This is a genomic window from Pseudomonas sp. 3JA (assembly GCF_036961705.1).
Classification (GTDB): Bacteria; Pseudomonadota; Gammaproteobacteria; order Pseudomonadales; family Pseudomonadaceae; genus Aquipseudomonas; species Aquipseudomonas fluorescens_Q.
Window position 1 is genome coordinate 86,954 of the sequence record NZ_JBAMDJ010000007.1, and the last position, 26,761, is coordinate 113,714.

The following is a 26,761-nucleotide window of genomic DNA, read 5'->3' on the forward strand; positions in this document are numbered from 1 at the left end:
GACTTAAGCCTTGACCGAAATCTGCGGAAACGCTCATATTACGAGCATAATTTTCTATCAGGCCAAGCAGGAGAGCAGCGATGAGCAACTACGACGTGATCATTCTGGGCGGCGGACCCGGCGGGTATAACGCGGCGATTCGGGCCGGGCAGTTGGGGTTGAAAGCCGCCTGTGTCGAAGGCCGAGCCACCCTGGGCGGCACGTGCCTGAATGTCGGCTGCATGCCCTCCAAGGCCTTGCTGCATGCCTCGGAACTGTACGAAGCCGCCACGGGAGCGGAATTCGCCAACCTGGGCATTGAAGTCAGCCCCACCCTCAACCTTGCGCAGATGATGAAGCAGAAGGACGAAAGCGTGGCCGGCCTGACCAAGGGCATCGAGTTTCTGTTTCGCAAGAACAAGGTCGACTGGATCAAAGGCTGGGGCCACATCGACGGGCCCGGCAAGGTGATCGTTACCGGCGACGATGGCGCCAAGACCGAACTCAGCGCCAAGGACATCGTCATCGCCACGGGCTCGGAACCTATGCCGCTGCCAGGCGTGCCAATCGACAACCAGCGCATCCTAGACTCCACCGGCGCCTTGTCCCTGGGTGAGGTGCCCCGGCATCTGGTGGTGATCGGCGCTGGCGTCATTGGCCTCGAGCTGGGCTCGGTCTGGCGGCGCCTGGGTGCCCAGGTGACCATGGTGGAATACCTCGATCGCATCTGCCCGGGCGTGGACGGCGAGGCCGGCAAGACCTTGCAGCGGGCCTTGGCTAAACAAGGTATCCAGTTCAAGTTGAGTTCGAAGGTCACCGGCGCCACGACCTCGGCCAACGGCGTGCAATTGCAGATCGAACCGGCGGCGGGCGGCGAAGCACAGCCCCTGGATGCCGATTACGTGCTGGTCGCCATCGGTCGTCGGCCTTACACGCAAGGACTGGGGCTGGAGAACGTCGGGCTGAGCCTTGACCAGCGCGGCATGCTCGCCAACCAGCATCACCGGACCGAAGCGCCCGGCGTCTGGGTCATCGGTGATGTGACGTCCGGACCGATGCTGGCCCACAAGGCCGAAGACGAAGCCATGGCCTGCATCGAACAGATCGCCGGCAAGGCCGCCGAGGTCAACTATGCGCTGATTCCCAGCGTCATCTACACCCGTCCGGAACTGGCCAGCGTCGGCAAGACCGAGGAACAACTCAAGGCCGAAGGCCGTGCCTACAAGGTCGGCAAGTTCCCCTTCACCGCCAACAGCCGAGCCAAGATCAACCATGAGACCGAAGGGTTCGCCAAGGTCCTGGCCGATGAACGCACCGATGAGATCCTTGGCGTGCACCTGGTAGGCCCGAGCGTCAGTGAGATGATCGGTGAATACTGCGTGGCCATGGAGTTCAGCGCCTCAGCCGAGGACATCGCCCTGACCTGCCACCCACACCCTACCCGCTCTGAGGCGTTGCGCCAGGCGGCCATGAATGTGGAGGGGATGGCGACACAGATGTAGGAACTACGCAAAGCGGGAATGAACACCTGTGGCAAGGGAGCTTGCTCCCGCTGGGTGGCGCAGCCGCCCCAAATCGGCTGACGCGATTTTCGGGCAAATCGCATCAGCCGATTCTACGACGGCTGCGCCGCCGAGCGGGAGCAAGCTCCCTCGCCACAATCGGTGTTCGCCCGTTAGCTGGCCGACATCCGCGCCTTGCGCCGGCGCCGACTGATCAATCCCAACGCCACGGCCACCACCAGCACGGCCCCGCCCACTTCCAACCAGGCCTTGTAAGGTCGCAGCGCCGAACGCATCGGGTCCAAGGCCTGGGTCACGTAGCGTTTGTTCGCCTTGCTGAAGTCCGGTTCCTGGCATTGATGACCGAAATCCCCGGCCCAATCCACGTACGGGCCTTCCTTCACATAACGTTGATACAGCGCGCTTTGCTCCTCAAGGCTGGAGTTGTACCCCACCGCTTTGCACAGCACCGCCGCAAACGCCTGGCTGGTATGCGGCAAATGATCCGCCGCCTGGCTCGCCAGCGCCGTGGCGACGAACCGATAGTGATAACGCACATCCGGCTGCGCGGCGCTGGCCAGCTGGCGTTGCACTTCGCCTTCGGCCACCAGCGGCCCGACCTTCAGCTCAACCGGTTCGAGGCTGTAATTGCCTCCCAGGCTGGCGTAATCCGGCGCCATCTCATAGCCAAGCAACTCCATGCCCCATTTGCGCGCCATCCAGGACGCATTGAAATAGGCCTCGGCCCGTCGGGTTGGCCACCATTTGGACTCCGCGTCCTGGCGCAATTGCCCATAGGCGCGGGCCTTGTTCTGCAAGTCTGCGTTATCGAAATAAGCCGGTGCCTCATCAAAGCGCCCTTCCCTCAGCAAGCGACGACCCAGCAGATTGCGCAGGCTCGCAGCCACCGGCAGCGGCACGTAGTTGTCCCGATCCTCCTGACTCAACGCCGGTGGCGCCGGAACTTGGGCGTCGACGTACTGCTTGAGCTCATCCACCGTCAGCACACGCTCGGCGACTGCGGCAGCGTCGTACCAATAGTTGCTCTGGCCGCGATAGAGCTGATCGAAGGCTTGCAGGTAATCGCCGCGCTGCAAGGCCAGGATCGCGCTTTCACCTTCGACCCGGCACTTGGGCTGCACCGACTCGAAGTTCCAATCCGGTGTCCGCCGGCTGCCCCAGGATTCATCGTTCGGGAAAGCCTGGGCAGCCTTGGCATAAGCCGCCGCCGCGGCCACTTTGTCACCGTCGCGCAAGGCCAGCTTGGCACGCACCCACCAGGCCAGGCCGGTGTCGGCAGCCTTTTGCACAAAAGCCTGGGCACTGGCGTAATCGCCGTGCTGGTAACTCACCGCCGCCAAACGGTCGGCATCGTCCAGATTGTCCCGGGCGTTGGCTTGCAACAGTTCGAACAGCCTTTTCTCGCCCGAGGGTTCTTCACCGTCCCACCAGCCGATGCGGCTGAGCAGGTAGGCGGTGACCAACCGCTGCACCAACGGAGTCTTGAGCAGTTCGCTCAAACGCTCATCCGGCTGGACGCTCAAATCACCGGCCAATTGCAGCAACGAGCTGTAGCCGACCGGAGACCCTTGCAGGTTCTGGATCGCATAGAGGCCGATGGCACTGTCCCAATCGTCAGCGGTGTAGGCCACCCGGGCTTCTTCGCCAAGGCTGGCGACGCCCAGTTCCAGCGGATCGCTGAAGCCGGCAATGCTCAACTCGCGGGCCAGGCGAAACGCCGCTCGCGCCTGGTCCTGCAAGACCACAGGGTCGCCGCTGCCGGCCTCGGTGCTCACGGCGAACAACGCCCGGCCAAGGGAGTATGCGGCCCAGGTGCTGCGCAACCGACGTTGGTCAGCCGGTAACGCCAGCAATTGCTGGAACGCCTCCACAGCACGCTGATGCTCACCGATGTTGAAAGCCGCCGCGCCAATCGCATACAGGCGCAGCTCATCAGGCAGGTTGGCCGCTTCGGCTGCCACCTGGTCAACATCGGTCAGGGCCCGCAGGCGCTCCACCACCGCTTGCTGCGGCGGGGTCAGGCCGATCTGCTCGGCCTGGTTGCGCTGTTCAACGTAGGAAGGCGGGTCGTCATAGCTGTAGTCCGGGTTGCGTGTCGCCTCGGTGGCCGGCTTGAGCCCGGCAATCGCCTGGCCGAGGCGGCTGACCTCGAAGCGAAAGCTGCCTTCGGGTAATTCGGCCAGCGACTGGGCGCGGTTATCCAGCAGGCGCATCGGGAAATCCGGCCCGCAAGCCAGCACCGGGCCCAGCGGCAGGCAAAGGCTCAGGCACAGCAGGTGACGAGGCCACTTACGGGTAAACATTGAAACCTCCTTGGTCAATTTTCGTACAGCGCGCCCAACCGATTGCCCGTTGGCTGCCAGCCGCCAAGCGGCCTTCCTGAATGCGGGTGAAAGTAAGCAGTCCGGGGGTTTGTTGCAACGTATAACCGGCCAAGGCATCGACGCCGTCACACGCACCGACAGCCAGCGTCAGGCGCTGGGGCCAAGGGCTGTCGAGATTGCCCTGGTTAACCAGGCGAATATCGTACAAACCACCCTGCTCCCCCCACTGCAACGCCAAGCGACTGTCCAGGTTATCTCCCCGGGCGACGGCGCCGAGCGTGGTCAGGCTCCACGCACGTCGGTCGCCGGCCAGCGGCAGGCGAAACCAGATCAATCCAGCGAGATGTTTCGGCGGATCGGCACGCAAAACTGCCGCAAGCCCGGCCACTTGTTGCGGATCGGCCAGCAACTCCCGCCGCTCGCCACCGCGATCGATCGGCACTTCGCTTTCCACCACCGGCGCGCCACTCTCCTGGGTCAGAAGCGCCACGCCGTATGCCGGCAGGGCCAGATAAAACGGCCGTGTGGTGATGTCGCTCCAGCGTTGCGCCCAGTGCCGGGCCTGTTTCGGATCGAACAATCCCTGCCTCGGGTCGCTCACCGCGTGGACCTGCAGCACGCTGCTGTCCACCGTTTCCAACAACCCAGGCAATGCCGGGCTGTCGAGCCAGGCCGGTAGCGCGGTAATACTCAACCGCACGTTGGCCGGCAGGACATGCCGCAGTTGACCGAGGAACTTTCCATAAGCCGGCAACCGCGCGTTGCCCGCATCGTGGTCGATTTCTACCCCTATCGGGGTCAGGCCTTGGGCTTGCCAATCGCCCAGCACCTGCTGGATCTGCGCGATCACCTCGCCCTGGTCCAAAGCCTTGAGCTGACCGTCCAGGCGAATCACAGCGATCAGCGGACGGCCATCAGCCTTGAGCAAGGCCGAATCGATCCGCGCACGGCTCCAGCCCGCCCCGGGAAAAGCCTGCAACGCCAGCACCCGCAGCGTGGAAAAATCTCCCCGGCTTTGACGCAGCGCCAGCGCGTGGGCCGGGGTCCATTGGCGTTGCCAGATGTAGAGCTGTTGATCGAGGGCCGGGGCCGGAGGTTGTTCGCAGCCCCCCAAAAGCAACACGGCAAGGGCAAGGGAGAGCCGGAAAAGAAATGTCATGCAGCCTTCCACCCATAAAGCCCCGCAGATTACGCCACCCGGATCCCGGCGAACACCTGTGGCGAGGGAGCTTGCTCCCGCTTGGGTGCGCAGCGCCCACCAAAAAGGGGTCGCTGCGCAACCCAGCGGGAGCAAGCTCCCTCGCCACAGGCGCTATGAAAGCCCGCCCGGCTTACGCGCAATAATCACCTGACTCTTGGCCACCACCGCGTCCAGCGCCTGCTTGATCTGCGCCCCACGCGGTGAGTTCAGCACCGCTTGCCAGGTGGCGGCCCAATGATTGAGCAACGGGTGGTCGGCGTTGCTGAGATCGACCTTGGCTTCCCAGAACAACAGCATCCACATCGACCAGTAGAAACCGTATTGGCTGTGGCTCAACACCGTAAGCCCGGCCTCGCTGACCATCGCCTTGAACTGCTCTTCGCTGATGATGCGAATGTGGTTGGGCTTGCGGAAGTACTCCGGCGCGGCAATGTCTTTCTGCAGGTCTTCGGAGCTGGGGTGCGGCACGCTCAACAGGTACAGCGCCCCGGGCTGGCCGACCCGTACCAGTTCGGCAAGGAACTGCGCGGGGTCGTCGACATGCTCGATGACTTCGGTGGACACCACCCGCGTGGCCGTGGCATCGGCAATCGGCAGCGGGTTGCAGTCGGTCACGTGGCACTCGACTTCGCGCGCAGGGGTGTCGCTCAAGCGTTGGCGAGTGGCCTCGACCTTGGCCGCGTCGATGTCGGCGATGATGATCTTCGCCCCGCGCATCGCACAAAAATGCACGTTACCGCCATCGCCGCATCCCACGTCCAGCAGCGTGTCTCCAGGGCTCACCGGGAAACCGGTGAACAGCTCGTCAGTTTGCTGGTTGAACCAGCCGCTGAGCACCGCATCGTGCAACCCGAGCATGTACGGGTCGACCTTGTCGGCGACCGGCTCAGCGGGCGCGGGCGTGCCCATGGTGAGTTTCTTCAAAAGGCTCAGCATGACGGGGCTCCAGAGGCAGGAAGGACGGTTCGGTTGGCGGCCAGGCGTTCAACCAGTCGGGCGCCACGATTGCGCATGGGCATTTCGACCCAGCGGTAGTTGAGTTCGCTCAACAGCCCGATCAGCGACAAGGCACAGGCCAGGGCCAGCCAGGGATGGCTTGCCGGATCCGGCGAGCCCAAGGGTGCGAAACGAAACCACAACTCGCGCAACAGGAAAAACACCGGGATGTGGATCAGGTAGATCCCATAGGAACGACTGCCCACCCAGGTCAGCGCCGCTTTAAAACGGCTGCGAGGCAACAGGTAATCCCGATCATACGAGGCCACCCAAACCAGCACGGCACTGAGCACTGCAATGACCCCGAGACGATAGAACGACAAATTGAAGTGCTCGGTCGCGATCCAGGCCATCACGCTGCCCAGGCCCACCACAAACAGCCCCCCCAAGGGCGGGCGGCGCAACCATGTGGGCTCGAACCGCCAGTAGCTAGGCCGCAGGCTCCAGATCGACAACAACACACCCAACGCCAAGGCATCGGTACGGATCACCGAAAGCCACAGCGCCCGCCAGGTGAAAAACTGCACCAGCACCACCACCAACAGCACCCAGACCAGATAGCGGCGCGAGACAAACACCAGCAGCGGTAGGATCAAATAGAACTGCTCTTCCAGGGAAAGCGTCCAGTACACGAAGCTTGCGCCGTATTCATAGTGCATGAATGCATCGGCAAAACGCAGGTTGGCGAACTGCAGGAGACCAGCCAGGGTCGCCTGCAGGTTGGCCTGCACGCTGCCGAACGCGCCGGAACGGTTCAGGAAGAACACCGCGAACAACACCAGCAGCAGCCAGAGCCAGGCCGACGGCAACAGGCGAAACGCCCGGCGAATCCAGAAATCCCGGGTGACGATCCAGAATTGCCGAGGGCTGTCGCAGCGACGCAATTGCGGGATCAGGCTGCGTCCGATGACGAACCCGGATATTGCGAAGAACAGATCCACGCCCCACCACAGTTGGAAGCTGTCGGCCAGGGCTGCCAGGCCCGGCCATCCGCCAGGAAACGGCATGCCTTGCAGGTGATGGAACAGCACACCCATCACCGCAACGGCGCGCAGCAATTCGATATCCATGATCCGCTTGCTGCTCATGAAGTGCTCTCGGAGAAAGGACCGGGTTTACGCGCGATGATGACCTGGCTCTTGGGCATGAACCGGTCCAGCACCTGTTTGATCGCCAGACCGTCGGGTTGCGTCAGCAAGTCCTGCCAGAGGCTCGCCCAGCGCTCCATCAACACTGGATATGGCGCCTGGATACGGTCGCGCACGGCACCCTCGAGGTCCCGGCCAGCCGCCTGTTCGCTGGCCCAGAAGAAAATCATGCCCATGACCCAGAAAAATCCGCTGGCCTGGCGATGCTCGATTACCAGCCCGGCCTCCTCAACCAGCGCGGCAAATCGTTCGGCACTGAAAATCTGCACATGATTGGGCGCTTGAAAGTAGCCCGGCGGCGCGATGCCTTGTTGCAAATGCTCGCCCACCGATGCCGGCACGCTGAGCAAGTACTGCGCCCCTGGCCGGCCCATACGCACCAGTTCTGCCATGAACGGCTCCGGCTCATGGATATGCTCGAGCACCTCCATGCAGACGATCTTGTTCGCACAGCCATCGGCCAGGGGCAGCGGCAGGCTGTTGCTGACCAGGCCGAGGAAAGGCGCACCGGCCTGGGCCTCGACCTGGCGGGCCAGTTCGCGCACCTTGTCTTGTTCGCTGTCGGTAAAGATCACGGAGGCCCCCTGGCGCATTGCAAACAGGGTCGCCACGCCTTCGCCGCAGCCGACATCCAGCAAGGTGTCGTCGGCCGTGATGGCAAAGCCTTTGAGCAATTCGCCGGTTTCACTGCGAAACCAGCCGTCGAGCATCGCGTCGTAGAGGCCGGCATCCCGGGGCGAAACGGCTGCGGCCTGCGGTGGTGAAGGTTCCACCGCAGGCCTGAGCCCCGTCAGCCATCGGCGGATCATGACTCCTGCGCGTTCCGACGCCGCTCAGGTATGGCTTCGAAAAAAACCCGTAAACGCTGCTCGGCGTTGGCCTGGCTGCAGAACTTCTCCAGGCTGCGCACGGCGTGGGCCGACATGCGACGGTAACGCTCAGGGTCGTTTTTGGCCACGTCATAACTGGCTCGGTAGGCCGAACACAGCGAGTCCCAATCAGTGACATAACGCAGGGTTCGGTACGCGGCCCGGGGGTCGTGGGGCCAGGCGGTCAACTCCTCGGTCGACTCCACCACGAACGCATTGTCGTGGTCGATGTAGTCGGCCATCGCCGTGTTCAGCGGCGCAATCGCCGGACGGCCGCAGGACATGAACTCCATCAACGGCAGGCACTGCCCTTCGCCATAGGAACTGTTGACCACATATCGGGTGGCTTCCACCAGCCGCTCGTAATCCGCGTCCGCCAGGTATCCATGGATCAGCACGATGCGGCAGCGGTACGACTGGTTCTTGTAGACGTGATGGAGCATGTCGGTAAGCGCGGCAGTGACGTCGTGATGCGTCAGCTTGAGCACTAGAGTCGCGTCGGAAACGTCGCGGAACGTCGCGCAAAATGCACTGATCATGTCCTTCCAGTTCTTGCGGCCGTCATAAGGGTTGAACACAGAGGTATAGATCACACCGTCCAGGAGCAACTCGCAATCCTGCGCCGGGCCGTCCAGCACCAGCGGCGTACCAGCCTGATGCGCCGGCGGACCATAAGGCCGCAGGTCGGTGGCGCGGCTGTCGATCAACAGACCACACAATTGCAGGCGCATGTGATCCACCGTCGGCCGCTGGGCCAGCACCGCGCCGCGCGCCGCAAAGCGGTCCCACACCGGCGCCGCGATCGCAGTGATGGGGAAGTCCTCTCCCATCACTTCACGAACGGTTTTAACGGTGAAGCTGGAGTGGGTAATCGCCATGCCGGTTGCGCCCAGGACCACCCGCCAGTCGTGCCGCGGCTCGCCCTGCCAGCTTTCGGTAGGAATGGTGCTGAATTCCCAGGCGAATACCGCAATTGTCGGGCAAGCGTAGTGGGCAGCGGTACGATGAGGGGGGGAGAACGACAGGAACACGCAATCCTCGCCACGTCCCAGGCAATCGGCGTACAGCTGATCGACCTCGTCGTCAGGCCGAGTCACTTCGACCACCCGCCCCAACCGCTCCAAAACCGGGCGAAACTCCTTGAGCACGAAGAAATAGCTGTACTCGGGCTTGCCGAGGTTTTCCAGAATGTTGCTCTGGTTGGTTTCCGAATAAATGATGATCAACATGAGGCGGTACCTGCCTGGAGCACCAACGGCAGCCCTTCGTCACAGCCGGGCACAGCCAGGAAATCCGCCAGGCGCTGCTGCACCGGGGTGAACGCGCAATAGCGGCGCATCCGCTCGTTCGCGGCAACGGCCATGGCCTGGTAGGCCTGCGGCTGGTGCTTCGCCATGGCGTAGCTCTGCTGGTAGGCGAGTTTCAACGAGCCCCAGTCGGGCCGATGGCGCAGGGTGCGGTACAAGATGCGCGAGTCTTCCGGCCATATGGTCGGTTCGCGGCTGGACTTGACGATGAAGGCAACCTCGGCGTCGATGTAGTCGCGCATCGCCGTGTGGTCTGGTGCGATGACTGGGCGGGCGCAGGACATGAACTCCATCAATGGCAGGCACAGGCCTTCGCAGCGGGACGCATTGACGTAGAAACTCGCCGCGCCATACAACCGGGCGAATTGTTCGTCCTCCAGGTAACCGTGCAACACCACCACCCGGCAACTGAACGGCGAGAGCTGGGATAGCAGCGTCAGCAGCTCGACGTAGTAGGTCGACAGGTCGTTCTGAGTCATTTTCAGTACCAGCGTGGCGTCCTCGACGTCGCGCAGGGCCCAACAGAATGCGGTGATCAAGTGATGCCAGTTCTTGCGACCGTCATCGGGGTTGAACACGCTGACATACACCACACCGCTGACGTCGGTCTCCACCATCTGGCTGGTGTCCGGCAGGACGGCCTGGGGATGCTCCGGTGGCGCGGGCTCTGGAATGGGTGCAAGAACAGGCTCTGGAACGGCCTCGACGATCACCGGCGGTGGTGTCGGCCCCCTCAGGATCCTGCTGACCGCCACGCGCATCGGCACCGGTATCAAGTCGCGGACCGCTTCGCGGTACCAGCACAACAGGTTGTGCTTGAACAGCCACACAGGGCCCTGCTCGGTCTTGCCAGTAAAGGCACGAATCATTTCACGCAGGTAATGGCGGGAAATGAATGCCCGCCGCCGCCAAGTCAGGGGCGTTGGCTCGATGACTGACTCGATGATCGGTTCTGGTTCCGGTTCTGGCTCCGGCGCCTCTTCGATGATCGGCGCGATCAGGCCGTCCGCCGAAAGCCCGAGGGGCCGGCTGTCGATGATGCAGCCCTTGATCTGCAAGGTCGTTCCCGGGTTCACCGGCAAGCTTGGGTGTTGCTCACGAACCGCCGCGAAACGCTCCCACAGCGGCGTGGGCAATACCAACACCGGGAAGTCCTCGCCCAAAGTTCGACGGATCGCCTCGGCCGTGTGGCTGGACAGCGTAATCACTCGACCATGCCGAGCTAGCGTGCGGCTCCAGTCATGGCGCAGGTCGTCGTCCCAGTGCTCGGCCGGGATCGAATCGAACTCCCAGGCCACCACGCAGACCATCGGACAAAGCAGGTCCAGCGGCGTCTTGTGCGGAGGTGAGAACGAAAGGAACAAGCAGTCCTGCCCAGCCGCCTGCAACGTTTGGTAAAGCGGATCGACCTCGGCGACCGACGACACCACGTGCACCGGCCCCAGGCTTTCCAGTACGGGACGATAAGCCTTGAGCACGAAGTAATAGCTGTACTCAGGGCGGCCGAGGCTCTGACTGATGGAGTGATCGTTTACGTCCGAGTAAAGAATGAAGTTCATGGGATCCCATCATGGCGCCGCCATCCCGGCAGCCCCACTTCATGACGGTCGAGTCACGCATCGAGCCGGCCCGGGGCCGCCACGCGTCGTTCGTCTTGCTACCCGTCTCGTTCTTGTTTTTTTGTAGTCCGGCCCTAGCGATCCGACTCAAAGATCAGCACCAGGAGCAACGTGACGAGCGGCATTCTAAACACATCCACCAAGGGTTCGTGAACCGCTCGGCGAGAATAAACCCGCTATAAATATGAGAACTGACCGGTCACGGTTTGCGCTGTTGAAATTACTTCGAAATTGGCACAGATTGGCAACCAAACAACTACAACAAACGCTTCTCCAGATCGATCGTTGAGTGATTTTTCCCCGATCTTACGGAAATTTCCCACTCAGTTCGCGCTAGACGAAGCAGCCGTCGAAGGGGGCTGGTGCTTGAAAAAACGTCTGTTCGTTACGGGCCTCAGCGGTTTCGTTGGACGTCACCTCAAATCTCGACTGAACGGTCATGATTCGGCGTGGCAGGTGATGCCTGTCGCTGCCCGCTACGACCTGACGGATGCCAAGACCCTGGAAGGCCTCTGGCCCGAGATTCCCGACGCCGTGATCCACCTGGCGGGACAGACCTTTGTCCCCGAAGCCTTCCGCGATCCGGCACGCACCCTGCACATCAACCTGCTGGGCACCTTGAACCTGCTCCAGGCCCTCAAGGCCCGGGGTTTCACCGGCACATTCCTGTATGTCAGCTCCGGTGATGTCTATGGCCAGATCAGCGAAGACCACCTGCCGATTACCGAACTGCAACTGCCCTCCCCGCGCAACCCGTATGCCGTGAGCAAGCTGTCGGCCGAACTGCTGAGCCTGCAATGGGGCATGAGCGAAGGTTGGCCGGTGCTGGTGGCCCGCCCGTTCAATCACATCGGTCCCGGGCAGAAGGACAGCTTCGTCATTGCCAGCGCCGCCCGGCAAATCAGCCGGATCAAGCTGGGCCTGCAACCGGCTCGGCTGCAAGTGGGCGATATCGACGTGACCCGCGACTTCCTCGATGTCGGCGATGTGATTTCGGCCTACCTGGCCCTGCTGGACAAAGGCGCCCCGGGACAGGTCTACAACATCTGCTCGGGCCGCGAGCAGAGCATTCGCAGCCTGATCGAACAACTGGGCGATATCGCCCAGGTCGACGTGCAACTGATCCAGGACCCTGCGCGTCTTCGCCGCGCAGAACAGCGTCGCGTCTGTGGTAGCCCAGCCAAGCTACGACAGGCCACCGGATGGACGCCTGAAACAACAACACAACAATCCTTGCGGGCGATCCTGTCCGACTGGGAGATACGGGTACAACAAGAATGAAAAGTGCATTGATCACAGGGATCACCGGTCAAGACGGCGCGTATCTGGCCAAGTTGCTGCTCGACAAGGGTTACAAAGTCCACGGCCTGGTGGCGCGACGCAGCAGCGACTCGCGCTGGCGACTGCGAGAGATGGGTATCGAACAGGACATCGTTTACCTGGACGGTGACATGGCCGATGCCTGCTCCGTGCAACGGGCCGTGATCAAGTCGGCGCCGGACGAGGTGTACAACCTGGCCGCGCAAAGTTTCGTCGCGGCCTCCTGGGACCAGCCGGTGACCACCGGCATCGTCGACGGGCTGGGGGTCACCCACCTGCTCGAAGCCATTCGCCAGTTCAGCGTGCATACGCGCTTCTACCAGGCGTCCACCAGCGAAATGTTCGGCCTGATCCAGGCCGAACAGCAGGACGAGCACACTCCGTTTTACCCACGCAGCCCCTATGGCGTGGCGAAACTGTACGGCCACTGGATCACCGTCAACTACCGGGAAAGCTTCGGCCTGCATGCCAGCAGCGGCATCCTGTTCAACCACGAATCACCGCTGCGCGGCATCGAGTTCGTCACCCGCAAAGTCACCGACGCCGCTGCACGCATCAAGCAGGGCAAGCAGCAGGAATTGCGCCTGGGCAATATCGACGCCAAGCGCGACTGGGGCTTTGCCGGCGATTACGTCGAGGCCATGTGGCTGATGTTGCAACAGGACATCCCCGACGATTACGTAGTGGCTACCGGCGTCACCACCACCGTGCGCGAGATGTGCAGGATTGCCTTCGAACACGTGGGCCTGGACTACCGTGACTTCGTCAAGATCGACCCGGCGTATTTCCGCCCGGCCGAAGTCGAAACGCTACTCGGCAACCCGGCCAAGGCACAACGCGTCCTGGGCTGGAAGCCCAGGACCGACCTCGACACCCTGATCCGCATGATGATGGATGCGGACATGAAACGCGTCGCCAAGGAGTAGGCCGTGCTCATTCCAGTGATTCTCTCCGGCGGGGCCGGGACGAGGTTGTGGCCGGTGTCCCGCGAAGGCCACCCCAAACCCTTCATGCTCCTACCCGATGGCCAGTCGCTGCTGGGCAAGACCTATCGGCGTGCCGCGGGGTTGTTCGACGGCCGGGGCGACATCGTCACCGTCACCAATCGCGAGTACTACTTCCAGAGCCGCGACCACTATCAAAGCGCCCACCTGGAGCGTCATCGCGGTCACTTCGTGCTCGAACCGACAGGTCGCAACACCGCGCCGGCCATTGCTACCGCCGCGCTCGCGGTGCAGGCGCTGCACGGTGACGATCCGATCCTGGTAGTCATGCCTGCCGACCACCTGATCCAGGACGAGGCCGCCTTCCAGACCGCCGTGGCGCACGCCGTGGAACTGGCCAAAAACGGCCACCTGGTGACCTTTGGCGTACTGCCCTCGACGCCGGAAACCGGCTTCGGCTATATCGAACGGGGCAAGCCCCTGGACACCAAGGGCGCGGCCAAGGTTGTGCGCTTCGTCGAAAAACCCGACCTGCAGACCGCCACGCAATATCTGGAAAGCGGCCGCTTCCTGTGGAATTCGGGGATGTTCTGCTTTTCGGTCAAGACCCTGCTGGCGGAGCTGCAAGCCCACGCCCCCGAGCTGCTGGAACAGGCACGCGCCTGTGTCACGGCCAGTACGGCGGTGGAAACCTCAGGGTGTGTGCAGCAGGAATTGTCCGCGACACATTTTGCCGAAATGCCAGACATCTCCATCGACTATGCCTTGATGGAACGCTCCGCCAATGTCGTGGTGATTCCCGCGGCATTCGACTGGAGCGATATCGGCTCCTGGAGCGCCGTCGCCGGCCTGGTGCCCGCCGATGCGCAAAACAACCGCGCCACCGGCGAGGCCCTGTTTATCGACAGCCAGAACAACTTTGTCCAAAGCGACGGCCGCCTGGTGGCCGCCCTGGGCGTGGAAAATCTGATCATCATCGACACCGCCGATGCCGTGCTGGTGGCCCATGCCGACCGCGCCCAGGATGTTCGTCGCGTCGCCCGGCAACTCAAGGACAAGGATCACGAAGCCTATCGCCTGCACCGTACGGTCAGCCGGCCATGGGGCAGCTATACCGTGCTCGAAGAGGGTCCACGCTTCAAGATCAAGCGCATCGTGGTCAAGCCTGGCGCATCGCTGTCGCTGCAAATGCACCACCATCGCAACGAACACTGGGTGGTGGTCGAAGGCATGGCCAAGGTCACCAACAACGGCTCGGGTTCGCACCTGGTCGCCAAGAACGAATCGACTTTTATCCCGGCCGGCCACAAGCATCGCCTGGAGAATCCCGGCGTGATCGATCTGGTGATTATCGAAGTGCAAAGCGGCGAATACCTGGGGGAAGACGACATCGTTCGCTTTGAAGATCACTACGGCAGGGCTGACTCATGTTGCTGAGCTTGCACTACTCATTATGGAGTTACCGCGGTTTTATCCTTGGCAGCGTCAAGCGTGAATTCCAATCACGCTATCGTAACTCGCTGTTCGGCGCGTTGTGGACAGTGCTCAACCCGCTGTCGATGATTCTCGTCTACACGGTGATTTTTTCCCACATCATGCGTGCCCGCCTGCCCGGGGTGGAAGACGGCATGGCCTACAGCGTCTACCTCTGCGCCGGGCTGCTGACCTGGGGGTTGTTCGCGGAAATCACCACCCGCAGCCAGGGCATGTTCCTGGAAAACGCCAACCTGCTGAAGAAGATCAGCTTCCCCCGGATCTGCCTGCCGGTGATCGTGCTGTTCAACGCCGGGATCAACTTCGCGATCATCCTCGGGCTGTTCCTCGGTTTCCTGTTGATCACCGGGCGCTGGCCGGGCATTACCTTGCTGGCATTGGTGCCGCTGCTGGCCCTGCAGGTGATGTTCGCCGCCGGGCTGGGCATGCTGCTGGGGATCCTCAATGTGTTTTTCCGTGATGTCGGGCAGTTGTTCGGCATTTGCCTGCAATTCTGGTTCTGGCTCACGCCGATCGTTTACCCCATGACGATCCTGCCGCCGCCGATCCAGCAACTGCTCGCCTTCAATCCCATGACCGCCCTGATGCAGAGCTACCAGAACCTGTTTCTCTACAACCAATGGCCGGTCTGGAGCTCGCTGGTGCCGTTGCTGGTGGTCGGCCTGCTGTTATGCACCTTGGGCTTGCGCATGTTTCGTCGGCGCGGCGGTGAAATGGTGGACGAACTCTGATGGGACATTTACGCGTCAGTGGCCTGGGCAAGGCCTACAAACAGTACCCGAACCGCTGGAGCCGGCTGTTCGAATGGTTGATCCCCTTTTCCCGCCAGCGTCATCAATTGCACTGGATCCTGCAAGGCGTGGATTTCGAGATCCAACCCGGGGAAGCCGTCGGCATCGTCGGGGTCAACGGTGCCGGCAAAAGCACGTTGCTCAAGATGATCACCGGTACCACGCAACCCACCTGCGGCCACATCCAGTTGCAAGGTCGTGTCGCCGCGCTGCTGGAACTGGGCATGGGCTTTCATCCGGACTTCACCGGTCGCCAGAACGCGTTCATGGCCGGTCAGTTGCTGGGCATGCAGGTGGAGGAAATCGAAGCCTTGATGCCCGAGATCGAAGGGTTCGCCGAAATCGGCGAGGCCATCGACCAGCCGGTACGCACCTATTCCAGCGGCATGCAGATGCGCCTGGCCTTCAGCGTCGCCACCGCCCGGCGTCCGGACATCCTGATCGTCGACGAAGCGCTGTCGGTGGGCGACGCCTACTTCCAGCACAAGAGCTTCGAGCGCATCCGCAGCTTCCGCAAGGCCGGCACCACGCTGCTGATCGTGTCCCACGATCGCTCGGCGATCCAGTCGATCTGCGACACCGCCATTCTGCTCGAACACGGGCGCATGGCCATGCGCGGCAAGCCCGAAGAAGTGATGGATTATTACAACGCGATGCTGGCCCAGCGCGAAGGCCAGGTGGTCCGCCAGGAAATGCTCGCCAACGGCCAGGTGCGCACGATTTCCGGCACCGGCGAAGCCGGCATCATCGATGTACAACTGCTCAACCGTCAGGAACAGCCGGTGGAAGTGGCCGAGATCGGCCAGCCGATGGTGTTGCAAGTGCGGGTTGAAATCCGCCAGGACATCGAGCGGCTGGTGCTGGGCTTCCTAATCAAGGACCGTCTTGGCCAGCCCATGTACGGCATCAATACCCATCGCCAGGACAAAGCCGTGACCGACCTCAAGGCCGGCGAACAGATCACCTTCCGCTTCAGCTTCGACATGCGCCTGGGCAAGGGCAATTACTCCGTTGCGCTCAGCCTGTCGCGGCTGGACTCGCACCTGGACCGTAATTTCGAATGGCGCGACTACGGGCTAGTGTTTCACGTGATCAATAATCGCCAGGAAGATTTCGTCGGCTGTTCCTGGCTCCAGGCCGAGACCTGCATCCAGCGTTCGAGCCAGACTGCCGTCGAGGCGTTACCGCAAAAGGAGTTGCCATGAGCCGCCTGTTGGTGGAATGCACCTACGTATTCGAACACCCGGAAATCAATTCCGGCATTCAGCGCGTCGTGCGCAATGTAATTCGCGAACTGCCGGCCAAGGATGGCGAGCGTGAATGCATTCCCGTGGTCATGCTGCAGGGCAAATTATACGAGGCCAAGAGCCTGGCCCCGCTGTCGATCGATAAACTGGATCTGGTCAGCCTGAGGATACGCTGGGAACAGATGGCCAACCTGTTCTGGTTCTGGCATCGGACGCTCGCACGGCAGTGGCCCTTCAGCCGATCATTGTGGGCCCGTCGCCTCCTGTACATTGGCTGCCGCCTGTTCGCCTTCGGCTTCTTGAGCATACCGATACGTTTGTTCGACCGCGCCCTGAAAGGCCAAGAGCTGCCGAAGCGTTGCGTACCGCTGGAGCATCGGGCCGGCGATCAGCTGGTCTTGCTCGACTCATCCTGGCACTCGGATATCTTCCCCCTGGCCGAACAGCTCAAGCGCGATGGCGTCGGGATCATCTCGGTGGTCTACGACCTGATTCCCCTGTCTCATCCACAATTCTGCGATGCCGGGCTGGTCAAGGTGTTCAACCACTGGTTCGACTGGATTGCCCGCACCGCGGACGGCTACATCGCCATCTCCGCCACCATCCGTGACCAGTTGCGCCAGGAAATGGTCCGGCGCATTGGCGAGCAGCAGGTACAAGAACGCTGGTTCGATTATTTCCACCTGGGCAGCGAACTGGACCAGATTAACGCCGCCCACGCCGTCGACCCGAAGTTGCTGCGGTTGTTCAAGCGCCCCGAGCCGGTGTTCCTGATGGTCAGCACCATCGAGCCGCGCAAAAACCACGCCTATCTGCTCAATGCATTCGAGCGGGCCTGGGCTGCCGGTTCCCAGGCGCGGCTGTGCATCGTTGGGAAGATCGGCTGGAAGTGCGAGGCGTTGATCGAACGTATCGAGTGTCATCCTCAACGCAACAGCCGCTTGTTCATGTTCAACAACCTCTCGGACCAAAGCCTGGAACACGCCTATCGACACGCCACTGCGCTGGTGTTCCCGTCCTATGTGGAAGGTTTCGGCCTGCCGCTGGTGGAGGCCATGCAGCGCGGCTTGCCGGCAATGGGCAGCGACATTGAAGTGTTTCGGGAAATCGGCGGTGATTTCATGGCCTATTTCGATCTCGACGAACCCCAAAGCCTGGCGGATCTGGTCACCGAAATGGAACATACCGGGGTATTCCCGGCCAAGCGCAACCTGGATCACTGGCAATGGCTGAGCTGGCGCCAAGCCAGCGCGCAACTGGTAGAACGGATCGAGAGCCACGTTAGCGAAGTCATCGTCGATCGGGAAACAGCATGCGGATAGCCCTCAACGCACGCATCCTCCAGGCGCCACGCACCGGCATCGGCCAATACGTGTCGGAACTGGCCACCGCCCTGGCCCGTGAGCCTGATGTGCAGTTATCGCTGTTCCACGGCTGGGGCTGGAACTCGCAGCTGCCACAAGCGCCCACGCCTGGCTATTCGAGACTCAGTCCCTTGTTGCGGCGGGTTCCGGGCGCCTATCAGGCGCGACGCTGGCTGGAACAGAAGCGCTTCGACCAGGGCCGTCCCCAGGCCATCGACCTGTATCACGACCCCAGCCTGTGGCCGCTGGCCTTTGACGGCCCGACGGTGATGACCCTGCATGATCTGACGCATGTGCGTTATCCCGAGACGCAACCACCCGCACGCCTGAAAGAAATCGAGCGACGGCTGGCCCGGGCGGTGGAACAGGCGCAGTTGATCATGACTGTTTCGCAGTTCATCGCCGATGAAGCGCAACAGCATTTCGGCCTCCCCGCCGAGCGCCTGCGGGTCGCGCCGCTGGGCGTGTCGGCGCGTTTCCATCCGCGCGAACCCGCAGCCATCGACACCGTACTCAAGGCCCATGGCCTGGAGCACGGCCGTTACTTTCTATGTGTCGGCACCCTGGAACCGCGCAAGAACCTGTCACTGGCCCTGCGTGCCCACACCGGGCTTCCTGAATCCGTACGTCAGACCTTTCCTTTGTTCATCGTAGGAATGAGCGGATGGCAACAGGCACAGCTCAATGATGAGTTGAAAGACGCCCTGGCTGGCGGTCATGTTTGTCTGGCGGGTTACCTGCCTGACGAACAGGTCGCCCAACTATTGGCGGGGGCACGGGCATTGATTTTCCCGTCCTACTACGAAGGCTTTGGCCTGCCGGTGCTTGAAGCCATGGCCAGTGGCACACCGGTGATTACCACCCGCTGCTCGGCGATGCCCGAGGTGGCGGGGCCAGCCGGCAATTACTGCGAGCCGGACGATCCGCAAGGCATGCGCGAAGCCATGGGCCGGTTGATGGAAGATCCCCAGCACTGGCAAGCGTGTCGCGAAGCGGGGCTGCAACAAGCGGCGCTTTTTTCCTGGGAACGCTGTGCGAAGGTCACCGCCCAAGCGTATCGCCAGGTCTTGGGAGGTTGAATGCGAGTCCTGCACTTTTACAAAACCTATTTGCCAGACTCCATGGGCGGCATCGAACAGGTCATTTTCCAGCTGTGCGACAGCACTGACCGGTTGGGTGTCGATAACACCGTGCTGGCCCTGAGCGGGCAGCCGGCGCCCGAGCCAATCAAGATCCGACAGCATGTCGTTCATCAGGCGCGATTGGACTTCCTACTGGCGTCCACCGGCTTCTCCTACAGCGTGTTCAAGAAATTCCGTGAGCTGGCCGCCGAAGCGGACGTGATCAACTACCACTTCCCCTGGCCGTTCATGGACCTGGTGCATTTTTTCACCGCCGTGAAAAAACCCTACGTCGTGACCTACCACTCGGACATCGTTCGCCAGCGGCACCTGCTCAAGCTCTATCGCCCCTTGATGCGGCGCTTTCTGGACGGCGCCGAGCGCATCGTCGCGGCGTCGCCGAACTACGTTCATACCAGCGACGTGCTCAGGGAATATCCCGCCAAGACCCGGATCATCACCTACGGCCTGAACAAGACCAGTTATCCACAGCCTGACGCCGAGCGCATGGCGGGGTGGAAGGCAAAACTGGGCGAGCGTTTCTTTTTGTTCGTGGGGGTGATGCGTTACTACAAAGGCCTGCACATTCTGCTCGACGCCCTCAAAGGCGTGGATTACCCCGTGGTCATCGTGGGCGCCGGCCCGCTGGAAAAACAACTGCATGCCCAGGCGGCGGCATTGGGCCTGCGCAACCTGCATTTCCTCGGACGCCTGGGGGACGAGGACAAGGTCGCGCTGCTGGAATTGAGTTATGCCATCGTGTTCCCTTCGCACTTGCGCTCCGAAGCCTTTGGCATCTCGCTGCTCGAAGGCGCGATGTTCGGCAAGCCGATGATCTCCAGCGAAATCGGCACCGGCACCAGCTACATCAATGTCCACGAAGAAACCGGCCTGGTAGTGCCACCGAGCAATCCCGAAGCTTTTCGCGAGGCGATGCGCACCCTGTGGGAAAACCCGGCACAAGCCCAGGCCATGGGCGCCCGAGCCGAAGCCCGCTACCGACAGTTGTTCACGTCTGAAGAGATGGGCCGCAAGTGGGTGCGGCTATACGAGGAACTGCTGGAGGAAAAGGCGCTTTCCTACGCCTGATCCTCCAATGGATTCCCTGTTTGGGCGGGTTGCCTATTCAACGGCTCATGAATGCTTTTGCAACCCGACAACCGTACGCGGCATGCCCACGAACCCGGGCAAGGCTTCGATCCGCGCCAACCAGGCCCGCACATGGGCATAGTCCTCCAACGACACATTGCCTTCCGGTGCGTGGGCGATGTAGCTGTAGCCGGCGATGTCCGCGACAGTCGCAGCGTCACCCGCCAGATAAGCACGGTTGCTCAACTCTTGATCAATGACTTTCAGCACGTTGTGGGAACGGGCGATCACGTCCTCAGCGTTGTAGGCCGCGCCAAATACGGTGATCAGTCGCGCCGTGGCCGGGCCCGCATGGATCGGCCCAGCCGCCGCCGACAACCAGCGCTGCACCCGGGCGGCGCCAACAGGATTGGTCGGCAGCCAGCGGCCCTTGCCATATTTGTGCGCCAGGTACACCAGGATCGCGTTGGAGTCCGCCAGCACCACGCCGTCATCGTCAATGACCGGTACCTGGCCAAACGCATTGAGCGCCAGGAAGTCCGCCTGTTTGTGCGCGCCCTTGGCCAAGTCGACGAAGACCTCTTCGACCGGTAGCCCGAGCAACGAAAGCATCAATTGAACACGATGGGAATGGCCGGACAGCGGGAAGTGATAGTGCTTGATAGGGTTCATGGTCGACTCCGCAGGAAGTGACGCCATCAGCACAACGGCGTCGATGGGGTCATCTTCCACTCCAGGCAAAACCAAGAGAATCACCCAGAAATGCAATCCATTGTTTCAGCCAGCGAAACAATGCTTCAACCGCTCAAGGCCGGATGCTCGCGCAGTGCACCGACGACGAAATCGACAAAACTGCGGACCCGCGCCGGCGCATTTCGCCCGCCCTGGTACACCACATGGATCGGCAGAGGCGGCAATTCAAAATCGGCCAGGACGATTTCCAGTTCCCCGGCCGCCACGTTGCCTGCCACTTGGTAAGACAGGACCCGCGTCATCCCCAACCCCTGGCAGGCGGCGGTGATCGCGGCCTGGTTGGCCGTCACCACCAGCCGAGGCGCGGGCCGGACGGCCAACGGTTGGCCTGAATCGATGAAGGTCCAGCTTTTGACCTGGCCAATGGCCGAGGATGCCACCACGGGCATTCGCTCCAAATCCTCCGGATGCCGGGGCCGCCCGTGGCGTGCGAAGAAATCCGGGGAGCCGCACACCACTCGCCGTACTTCACCGACCCGCACGGCGTGCAGGTTGCTGTCCGGCAGTTCGCCAATGCGCAGGGCAACGTCGATGCCCTCCTCCACCAGGCTGACCGTGCGGTCCAACAGCAAAGCGTTGATGCTGACCTCAGGGAACCGATGCAAGTAATCCACCAGCAGCGGCGTGACGAACGACTGACCGAACAGCACGGGTGCGGTAATCGTCAACTGCCCCCGGGGTTGGACGTGGCTGCCGGCCGCTGAATCCTCGGCTTCCTGCAAGTCGCTCAGGATCCGGCGACTGTCCTCGAGAAAGCGCTGGCCGGCTTCGCTCAAGTACACGTTGCGGGTGGTGCGCACCAGCAATGGCGTGCCGATGCGTTGCTCCAACGCCGCCACCGCCCGCGTGACGCTGGCCGCCGACAGCCCCAAGCGCCGCGCTGCCGCCGAAAATCCCGACGCCTGGGCCACGGCGAGGAAAACCTGCATTTCCTGGAACCTGTCCATCCATCCCCCGATGAGAAATCCTGATACAAGTTTTCTGCGCGTCTCAAAGCAGCGCTACGCGGCCATTGTAGAGGCCTGGGCCAGTGAACCACAGCGTAGCGCAGCCAGACACCGGGACATTGGCTCGGCCAAGGGCAATTGCCCTTGGTACCATTCCTCTGCATGACAATTTCATGACCAAAGGAAGAACCCTTCTGTGGGAGCGAGCTTGCTCGCGATGGCGTCAGTCAGTCACACACCCTATGGACCTGGCACACCGCTATCGCGAGCAAGCTCGCTCCCACAGGGTGAGTGTGTTGTTCAATGGATTGGCTTCAACGAAAGGCCTGTTTCTTGTGAATATTCTTTACCGCGCTTTAAACCACCCCCGCGCCACCCTCATCGCCCTGATTGGCTGCGTACTACTCGTCCCCATGGGCCTGCGTCTCGCCCTGGGCTGGTCCGACCCGCTAGGTTATCTCTCGGACCTGGGTATCGGCGGGTTGCTGATCGTGCTGCTCCATCGCCGTCCCGGGTGGCTGGCGTTCCCGGTATTGCTGGCTTGGAGCGCGTTGACCCTGGCCAGCATCGAATTGGTCAGTGCGGTCGGGCGGATGCCCAATCCTTCGGACGTGCATTACCTGACCGACCCACAGTTCGTTGAAAACTCCACCAGCGGCGGCTTCTCCCATCCCTGGCTGGCCGCGCTCCAGCTGTCCGCGCTGGTGTTCTGGCTGGTTACTCAATGGACCAGCCGCCCACGCCAGGCGCCACGCTTGCCTCGCCACGCCTGGGCCGTGCCCGTGTTGCTCCTGTTGGGCCACGGCGCGCTGCAAGCCTGGCGCCCCAGCGAGGCGGACCAATGGAACGTGTTCAACCTGCCTCACCAACTCGTCACCGCAGGTATCGCCGCCGGGCAGGACCAGGCCCGGCAATGGCTCGACGGCGATGCGGTGGACCCGGCCCCACCGATGGAGGGGCTGACCCGCCTGGATCTCGATGGCAACAGACTGTTGGCCGAACCGGGCCGTGCGCGCAACGTCCTGGTCATCGCCCTGGAGGGCATTCCCGGTGCCTACGTGGGCGCCAACCGCCAGGCCTTGAAAAGCAGCTATCAGGAGAACCTGATGCCGCACCTCAGTGCCTGGGCCGAGCGCGGCATGAACACACCCGATTACGTCCTGCACAGCCACCAGACCATTCGTGGCCTCTACGCGATGCTGTGTGGCGACTACGACAAGCTCGATAATGGCACGCCCAAAGGCGTCGAAATGCTCAACCAGACCCAGCGCAACCAGGCCTGCCTGCCGGCCCAGTTGCGCCAGAACGGCTTTTCCACGCATTTCCTGCAGGGCGCGGGCCTGCGGTTCATGGCCAAGGACCGGATCATGCCGCACATCGGCTTCGACACGACCTTGGACATGGAGTGGTTCACTCGCCCCGCCTACCTGGAATTCCCTTGGGGTATGGACGACAAGTCCTTCTTTGAAGGCGCGTTGGACTACGTCGGGCAACTGCAACAAGCGAACAAACCCTGGATGCTGACCCTGCTGACCGTGGGTACGCACCAGCCCTACTCGGCACCGGATGACTACCTGCAACGCTACGACACCGCCAAGCAGGCAGCGGTAGGTTACCTGGACGATGCCCTGGAAAACTTCCTCGCGGGCCTGGAGCGCCAGGGCATCCTGGACAACACCCTGGTGGTCATCACCTCGGACGAATCCCATGGCATCGACGACGTGCGGCTGGCCTCGTCCTGGGGATTCAACCTGACGCTGGCGCCGGAGCCGTTGCCCCGGATCAAGTCAGGCACCTACGGCCACGTCGACTTGACCGCCTCGATCCTCGATTACTTCGGCTTTACGGTGCCCACGTCGTTGTCCGGCCGCTCGATGTTCAGGGACTACCCGACGGGCCGGGAAATCATGTCGTTCACCAATGGCAAACTGCGCTACCACGACGGCAAGGGCACGTTCACCGAGTGCGATTTCCTCCAGCATTGCCGTAACTACGCCAGCGACGGCTTCATCGCCGACCGCGCCACCTATGGCGGGCAATACAGCGGCCAGCGCGCCAGGCTGATCGGCGCCCGGGCCACGGCCCTGGACCAGACGCTGTTACGCACTCCCTTGAACCAGCATTATCAATTTGGCAGTGCGGATAAAATCCCGCTGCCGGCCCAGGTCACCAACGACTGGACCGACAACCTGATCGGTGCCCAATACCTGGAAATGCCCAAGGGTTCACAGACCCGCGTCAGCCTGACCATCCGCGCCGTGGACGCTGACCATGCCGCCTACATCTCCCTCAAGGCCAAGGAGTTCGAGCAGGATGTGCCAATGGACCTGCCGACAGACGTGGCGGTGACACCCGACCAGCCGCTGGTGATGAACCTCCGTTTCGACAACCCGCAGCAGCGCAAGGCGTTTTCCTTCCATCTGCTCGGTCATGGCGTCGGCGCCATCGAGATCAGCGACTTCAGCGTCGTGACCGAACTGCCGGACCAGACCGACCAGCCGCAATACCTGGACGATATGCAGGAAGACCGCGAGGCCCAATCCAGTTGAACAAAAAACGCGCAGCCATGGCTGCGCGTTCTAATGTTCGGCTCGTGCTTGATCAAGACTTGATCAATTGCATGATTTCGAATGCGTTCAATGCCGCACCCCGCAGTAACTGATCACCACTGATAAACAGGTCCAGCCCGTGCTCGCCGTAGATCAGGTTGTAGCGAATCCGCCCGACTTCCACCGCATGCTTGTAGGTGGAGGTCATGGGCATCGGATAAGCGCCGAACTCGGGTTCATCCACCACTTCAACTCCCGGTGCGCTACGTAATAGCTCGCGCACCTGCTCCAGCGACTGGATGGGTGTGTTGAACCGCAGGCTGAGACTCTCGGCATGGGAGCGCAAGGTCGGCACCCGGACCGCGGTCGTGCTGATCGCCAACATCGGTTCATCGAGTACCTTGCGCAATTCCCAGACCACTTTCATTTCTTCACGGGTGTAACCATTGGCTTCGAACGAATCGACCTGGGGAATCACGTTGAAAGCCAGGTTATGGGCGAAGTGCTCGCTATCATCACGGTCGCCATAATCACTGAAGGACTTGGCTTTCTCTCGCAGTTCCAGCATTGCCGGCTGCCCCGCACCGCTGGCGGCCTGATAAGTGGAAATGATCGCACTCTCCAACCCGAAGGCCTGATGCAGCGGCCCTAGCACCATCAGCGCAATAGCCGAGGAGCAATTGGGGTTGGCGATCAGTTTTTCGCCCTTGTAACGCTGACCGTTGATGGGCGGCACCAGGAGCGGAATCGCCGGGTGATAACGGAAGGCCGAGGAGTTATCGATGACGTAGGCATTTTCAGCCAGACGCTCGCCATACTCCAGGGCGAAGGCCCCGGAGACACACAGGAAGACGATATCGCACGAGGCGCACCCCTCGACCGAAAAGGCTTCGATCAGGTGTTCGACCTGACCCACCTTCAGGCGCTTGCCCGCCGAACGGCCAGAGGCCATGCACACCACTTCATAATCGGTATTTTCAAGCAATTGCAGCATGGTCATGCCCACTGCACCGGTGCAGCCCACCACGGCGATTTTCTTCATTTCGATTCCTTATCCTGAAAAACCTGCGCCATTCCCGGAAAGTGACAGCGCTGCGGGTATGTCATGCCGTACGCAACTGCGCGGACACGTTGGCGGCTGCCGCTGCACGCTGGGCCCGGATGGAGTTCCAGGTAAACAACGCAAGCGCCAGCCAGATGAACGAAAATGCCGCCAGTTTCAATGCTGAAACCGGCTCGCCATAAACGAACGCAGCCAACAGGAAGTTGCAAATGGGCGGCACAAATTGCAGGAAGCCCAGCGCGATCATCGACAGCTGCTTGGCGGCCAGGCTGTACCACCACAGCGGCAGTACCGTGATCAGCCCCGTGGCGACCAACAACAGGTCGCGAGTGCCTGACTGCAGGAATTGATGGCCCACGCCGTGGGCCTGTGCCAGCAGCAGGAATACCGCTGCAAACGGAAGCAGGACTGCGATCTCGAGCGTCTGGATAACCACCGGGTCGCCCGGGACCTTCTTCTTGAAGAGGCCGTAGAAGGAATAGCAAAAACCGATGACCAGGGCGATCCAGGGGAAGGAGTGCAGGTTCAGCAACTCGAACGCCATCAGCGTCACGCCCGCCACGGCCAGGAAAATGGCCCAGGTCTGCAAGACGCTGAGGCGTTCCTTGAAGACCAGGCGTGACACCAACATGCTCATGATCGGGCTGAGGAAATAGCCGAAGGCAACCTCCAGCACTCGCCCCGTCATGATTGCGTAGATGTACATCAGCCACCACAGCCCTAATACCGCAGAGACCGTCAGCACGTTGACCGGGCGAACCGTCTTAAGCGTGGAACGCAAGGTTGAGACTCGTGCGGTCAGCAAGACCAGTGCAACGAGAAACAGCTCGGCAAACACCACCCGCCAAGACAGCAGATGGTACGCGTCGAGCCCGGCCAGCGGTTTGTACCAAAGCGGGTAGGATCCCCAAAGCAGCGTAGCGCCGAGCCCGAAAGCCACGCCTTGTCCGGATTCATTTCTGGCTGTCATGGGCCACCTCGGTGTTGAAAGCGCGCATAGCGTTATCCACAACTATTGGGGAGAAGAATGCGCGTGATTGTCGGTTGTTCGGCAGCCGAGGAACGACGGAAACTGACAAGGCGTGCCTTGGCAGCCACCCGTTCCGGGCCGAC

General features: G+C 61.8%; 21 protein-coding genes. 10 read left to right on the forward strand and 11 right to left on the reverse strand.

The genetic code is table 11. The features are described from left to right. Positions 1–80: 80 nt before the first annotated feature. Positions 81–1,481 (forward strand): dihydrolipoyl dehydrogenase, encoded by a 1,401-nt coding sequence (gene lpdA, locus V7773_RS07530; RefSeq protein WP_336072878.1) that lies wholly within the window; start codon positions 81–83, stop codon positions 1,479–1,481. Positions 1,482–1,654: 173 nt separating this feature from the next. Here lpdA and V7773_RS07535 read toward each other — a convergent pair whose 3' ends face one another. The 7 genes from V7773_RS07535 to V7773_RS07565 form a co-directional block, all read right to left on the reverse strand. Continuing rightward, complete coding sequence (locus V7773_RS07535) at positions 1,655–3,805, reverse strand: hypothetical protein (protein WP_336072879.1); 2,151 nt, start codon at positions 3,803–3,805, stop codon at positions 1,655–1,657. After that, complete coding sequence (locus tag V7773_RS07540; protein ID WP_336072880.1) at positions 3,792–4,985, reverse strand: DUF3142 domain-containing protein; 1,194 nt, start codon at positions 4,983–4,985, stop codon at positions 3,792–3,794. The genes V7773_RS07535 and V7773_RS07540 overlap by 14 nt, the downstream gene beginning before the upstream one ends. Before the next feature lie 153 nt (positions 4,986–5,138). Beyond that, the gene (locus tag V7773_RS07545; protein ID WP_092221153.1) at positions 5,139–5,963 is read right to left on the reverse strand and encodes a class I SAM-dependent methyltransferase; all 825 of its coding nucleotides are present in this window, start codon (positions 5,961–5,963) and stop codon (positions 5,139–5,141) included. Continuing rightward, a complete protein-coding gene (locus V7773_RS07550; protein WP_336072881.1) occupies positions 5,957–7,111 on the reverse strand; it encodes an acyltransferase family protein in 1,155 nt (384 codons plus the stop codon). The genes V7773_RS07545 and V7773_RS07550 overlap by 7 nt, the downstream gene beginning before the upstream one ends. Then, complete coding sequence (locus V7773_RS07555) at positions 7,108–7,980, reverse strand: class I SAM-dependent methyltransferase (RefSeq protein WP_336072882.1); 873 nt, start codon at positions 7,978–7,980, stop codon at positions 7,108–7,110. The genes V7773_RS07550 and V7773_RS07555 overlap by 4 nt, the downstream gene beginning before the upstream one ends. Next, positions 7,977–9,269 (reverse strand): glycosyltransferase, encoded by a 1,293-nt coding sequence (locus V7773_RS07560; protein WP_336072884.1) that lies wholly within the window; start codon positions 9,267–9,269, stop codon positions 7,977–7,979. The genes V7773_RS07555 and V7773_RS07560 overlap by 4 nt, the downstream gene beginning before the upstream one ends. Further along, on the reverse strand, positions 9,263–10,906 hold the full coding sequence (locus tag V7773_RS07565) for a glycosyltransferase (protein ID WP_336072885.1): 1,644 nt from the start codon (positions 10,904–10,906) through the stop codon (positions 9,263–9,265). The genes V7773_RS07560 and V7773_RS07565 overlap by 7 nt, the downstream gene beginning before the upstream one ends. 426 nt (positions 10,907–11,332) lie before the next feature. On the opposite strand from V7773_RS07565, the gene V7773_RS07570 reads away from it, so the two are divergent. The 8 genes from V7773_RS07570 to V7773_RS07605 are packed head-to-tail and all read left to right on the forward strand — an operon-like array spanning position 11,333 to position 20,336. Beyond that, on the forward strand, positions 11,333–12,247 hold the full coding sequence (locus V7773_RS07570) for a GDP-mannose 4,6-dehydratase (RefSeq protein ID WP_063323688.1): 915 nt from the start codon (positions 11,333–11,335) through the stop codon (positions 12,245–12,247). Next, on the forward strand, positions 12,244–13,212 hold the full coding sequence (gmd, locus tag V7773_RS07575; RefSeq protein ID WP_063323687.1) for a GDP-mannose 4,6-dehydratase: 969 nt from the start codon (positions 12,244–12,246) through the stop codon (positions 13,210–13,212). Before V7773_RS07570 ends, gmd begins: the two co-directional genes overlap by 4 nt. Before the next feature lie 3 nt (positions 13,213–13,215). Continuing rightward, the gene (locus V7773_RS07580) at positions 13,216–14,667 is read left to right on the forward strand and encodes a mannose-1-phosphate guanylyltransferase/mannose-6-phosphate isomerase (protein WP_336072886.1); all 1,452 of its coding nucleotides are present in this window, start codon (positions 13,216–13,218) and stop codon (positions 14,665–14,667) included. Then, the gene (locus V7773_RS07585) at positions 14,658–15,455 is read left to right on the forward strand and encodes an ABC transporter permease (protein WP_063323685.1); all 798 of its coding nucleotides are present in this window, start codon (positions 14,658–14,660) and stop codon (positions 15,453–15,455) included. The genes V7773_RS07580 and V7773_RS07585 overlap by 10 nt, the downstream gene beginning before the upstream one ends. Continuing rightward, on the forward strand, positions 15,455–16,720 hold the full coding sequence (locus tag V7773_RS07590) for an ABC transporter ATP-binding protein (RefSeq protein ID WP_336072887.1): 1,266 nt from the start codon (positions 15,455–15,457) through the stop codon (positions 16,718–16,720). The genes V7773_RS07585 and V7773_RS07590 overlap by 1 nt, the downstream gene beginning before the upstream one ends. Beyond that, entirely contained in the window at positions 16,717–18,084 is a 1,368-nt protein-coding gene (locus V7773_RS07595; RefSeq protein WP_336072888.1) for a glycosyltransferase family 4 protein, read from the forward strand. The genes V7773_RS07590 and V7773_RS07595 overlap by 4 nt, the downstream gene beginning before the upstream one ends. Further along, positions 18,075–19,205: a glycosyltransferase family 4 protein gene (locus V7773_RS07600; protein ID WP_336072889.1), complete on the forward strand. Its 1,131-nt coding sequence runs from the start codon at positions 18,075–18,077 to the stop codon at positions 19,203–19,205. The genes V7773_RS07595 and V7773_RS07600 overlap by 10 nt, the downstream gene beginning before the upstream one ends. After that, positions 19,206–20,336, forward strand: a complete 1,131-nt coding sequence (locus V7773_RS07605; protein WP_336072890.1) for a glycosyltransferase family 4 protein — start codon at positions 19,206–19,208, stop codon at positions 20,334–20,336. It abuts the gene before it with no gap. Between the two features lie 45 nt (positions 20,337–20,381). Here V7773_RS07605 and V7773_RS07610 read toward each other — a convergent pair whose 3' ends face one another. Together V7773_RS07610 and V7773_RS07615 are read right to left on the reverse strand one after the other, a co-directional pair. Continuing rightward, positions 20,382–21,008: a glutathione S-transferase family protein gene (locus tag V7773_RS07610; RefSeq protein ID WP_336072891.1), complete on the reverse strand. Its 627-nt coding sequence runs from the start codon at positions 21,006–21,008 to the stop codon at positions 20,382–20,384. Between the two features lie 125 nt (positions 21,009–21,133). Continuing rightward, positions 21,134–22,036: a LysR family transcriptional regulator gene (locus tag V7773_RS07615; RefSeq protein WP_336072892.1), complete on the reverse strand. Its 903-nt coding sequence runs from the start codon at positions 22,034–22,036 to the stop codon at positions 21,134–21,136. Between the two features lie 335 nt (positions 22,037–22,371). On the opposite strand from V7773_RS07615, the gene V7773_RS07620 reads away from it, so the two are divergent. Next, entirely contained in the window at positions 22,372–24,585 is a 2,214-nt protein-coding gene (locus V7773_RS07620; RefSeq protein ID WP_336072893.1) for an LTA synthase family protein, read from the forward strand. Positions 24,586–24,637: 52 nt separating this feature from the next. Here V7773_RS07620 and V7773_RS07625 read toward each other — a convergent pair whose 3' ends face one another. Further along, the gene (locus V7773_RS07625; RefSeq protein WP_336072894.1) at positions 24,638–25,627 is read right to left on the reverse strand and encodes an aspartate-semialdehyde dehydrogenase; all 990 of its coding nucleotides are present in this window, start codon (positions 25,625–25,627) and stop codon (positions 24,638–24,640) included. A 61-nt stretch (positions 25,628–25,688) separates the two neighbouring features. Next, positions 25,689–26,618: an EamA family transporter RarD gene (rarD, locus tag V7773_RS07630; RefSeq protein ID WP_086936690.1), complete on the reverse strand. Its 930-nt coding sequence runs from the start codon at positions 26,616–26,618 to the stop codon at positions 25,689–25,691. Positions 26,619–26,761: the final 143 nt, after the last annotated feature.

Coding starts and splice junctions, on each gene's coding strand:
- lpdA (WP_336072878.1), top strand. CDS start 81: ATGAGCAACTACGACGTGATCATTCTGGGCGGCGGACCCGGCGGGTAT.
- V7773_RS07535 (WP_336072879.1), bottom strand. CDS start 3,805: ATGTTTACCCGTAAGTGGCCTCGTCACCTGCTGTGCCTGAGCCTTTGC.
- V7773_RS07540 (WP_336072880.1), bottom strand. CDS start 4,985: ATGACATTTCTTTTCCGGCTCTCCCTTGCCCTTGCCGTGTTGCTTTTG.
- V7773_RS07545 (WP_092221153.1), bottom strand. CDS start 5,963: ATGCTGAGCCTTTTGAAGAAACTCACCATGGGCACGCCCGCGCCCGCT.
- V7773_RS07550 (WP_336072881.1), bottom strand. CDS start 7,111: ATGAGCAGCAAGCGGATCATGGATATCGAATTGCTGCGCGCCGTTGCG.
- V7773_RS07555 (WP_336072882.1), bottom strand. CDS start 7,980: ATGATCCGCCGATGGCTGACGGGGCTCAGGCCTGCGGTGGAACCTTCA.
- V7773_RS07560 (WP_336072884.1), bottom strand. CDS start 9,269: ATGTTGATCATCATTTATTCGGAAACCAACCAGAGCAACATTCTGGAA.
- V7773_RS07565 (WP_336072885.1), bottom strand. CDS start 10,906: ATGAACTTCATTCTTTACTCGGACGTAAACGATCACTCCATCAGTCAG.
- gmd (WP_063323687.1), top strand. CDS start 12,244: ATGAAAAGTGCATTGATCACAGGGATCACCGGTCAAGACGGCGCGTAT.
- V7773_RS07585 (WP_063323685.1), top strand. CDS start 14,658: ATGTTGCTGAGCTTGCACTACTCATTATGGAGTTACCGCGGTTTTATC.
- V7773_RS07590 (WP_336072887.1), top strand. CDS start 15,455: ATGGGACATTTACGCGTCAGTGGCCTGGGCAAGGCCTACAAACAGTAC.
- V7773_RS07595 (WP_336072888.1), top strand. CDS start 16,717: ATGAGCCGCCTGTTGGTGGAATGCACCTACGTATTCGAACACCCGGAA.
- V7773_RS07600 (WP_336072889.1), top strand. CDS start 18,075: ATGCGGATAGCCCTCAACGCACGCATCCTCCAGGCGCCACGCACCGGC.
- V7773_RS07605 (WP_336072890.1), top strand. CDS start 19,206: ATGCGAGTCCTGCACTTTTACAAAACCTATTTGCCAGACTCCATGGGC.
- V7773_RS07610 (WP_336072891.1), bottom strand. CDS start 21,008: ATGAACCCTATCAAGCACTATCACTTCCCGCTGTCCGGCCATTCCCAT.
- V7773_RS07615 (WP_336072892.1), bottom strand. CDS start 22,036: ATGGACAGGTTCCAGGAAATGCAGGTTTTCCTCGCCGTGGCCCAGGCG.
- V7773_RS07625 (WP_336072894.1), bottom strand. CDS start 25,627: ATGAAGAAAATCGCCGTGGTGGGCTGCACCGGTGCAGTGGGCATGACC.
- rarD (WP_086936690.1), bottom strand. CDS start 26,618: ATGACAGCCAGAAATGAATCCGGACAAGGCGTGGCTTTCGGGCTCGGC.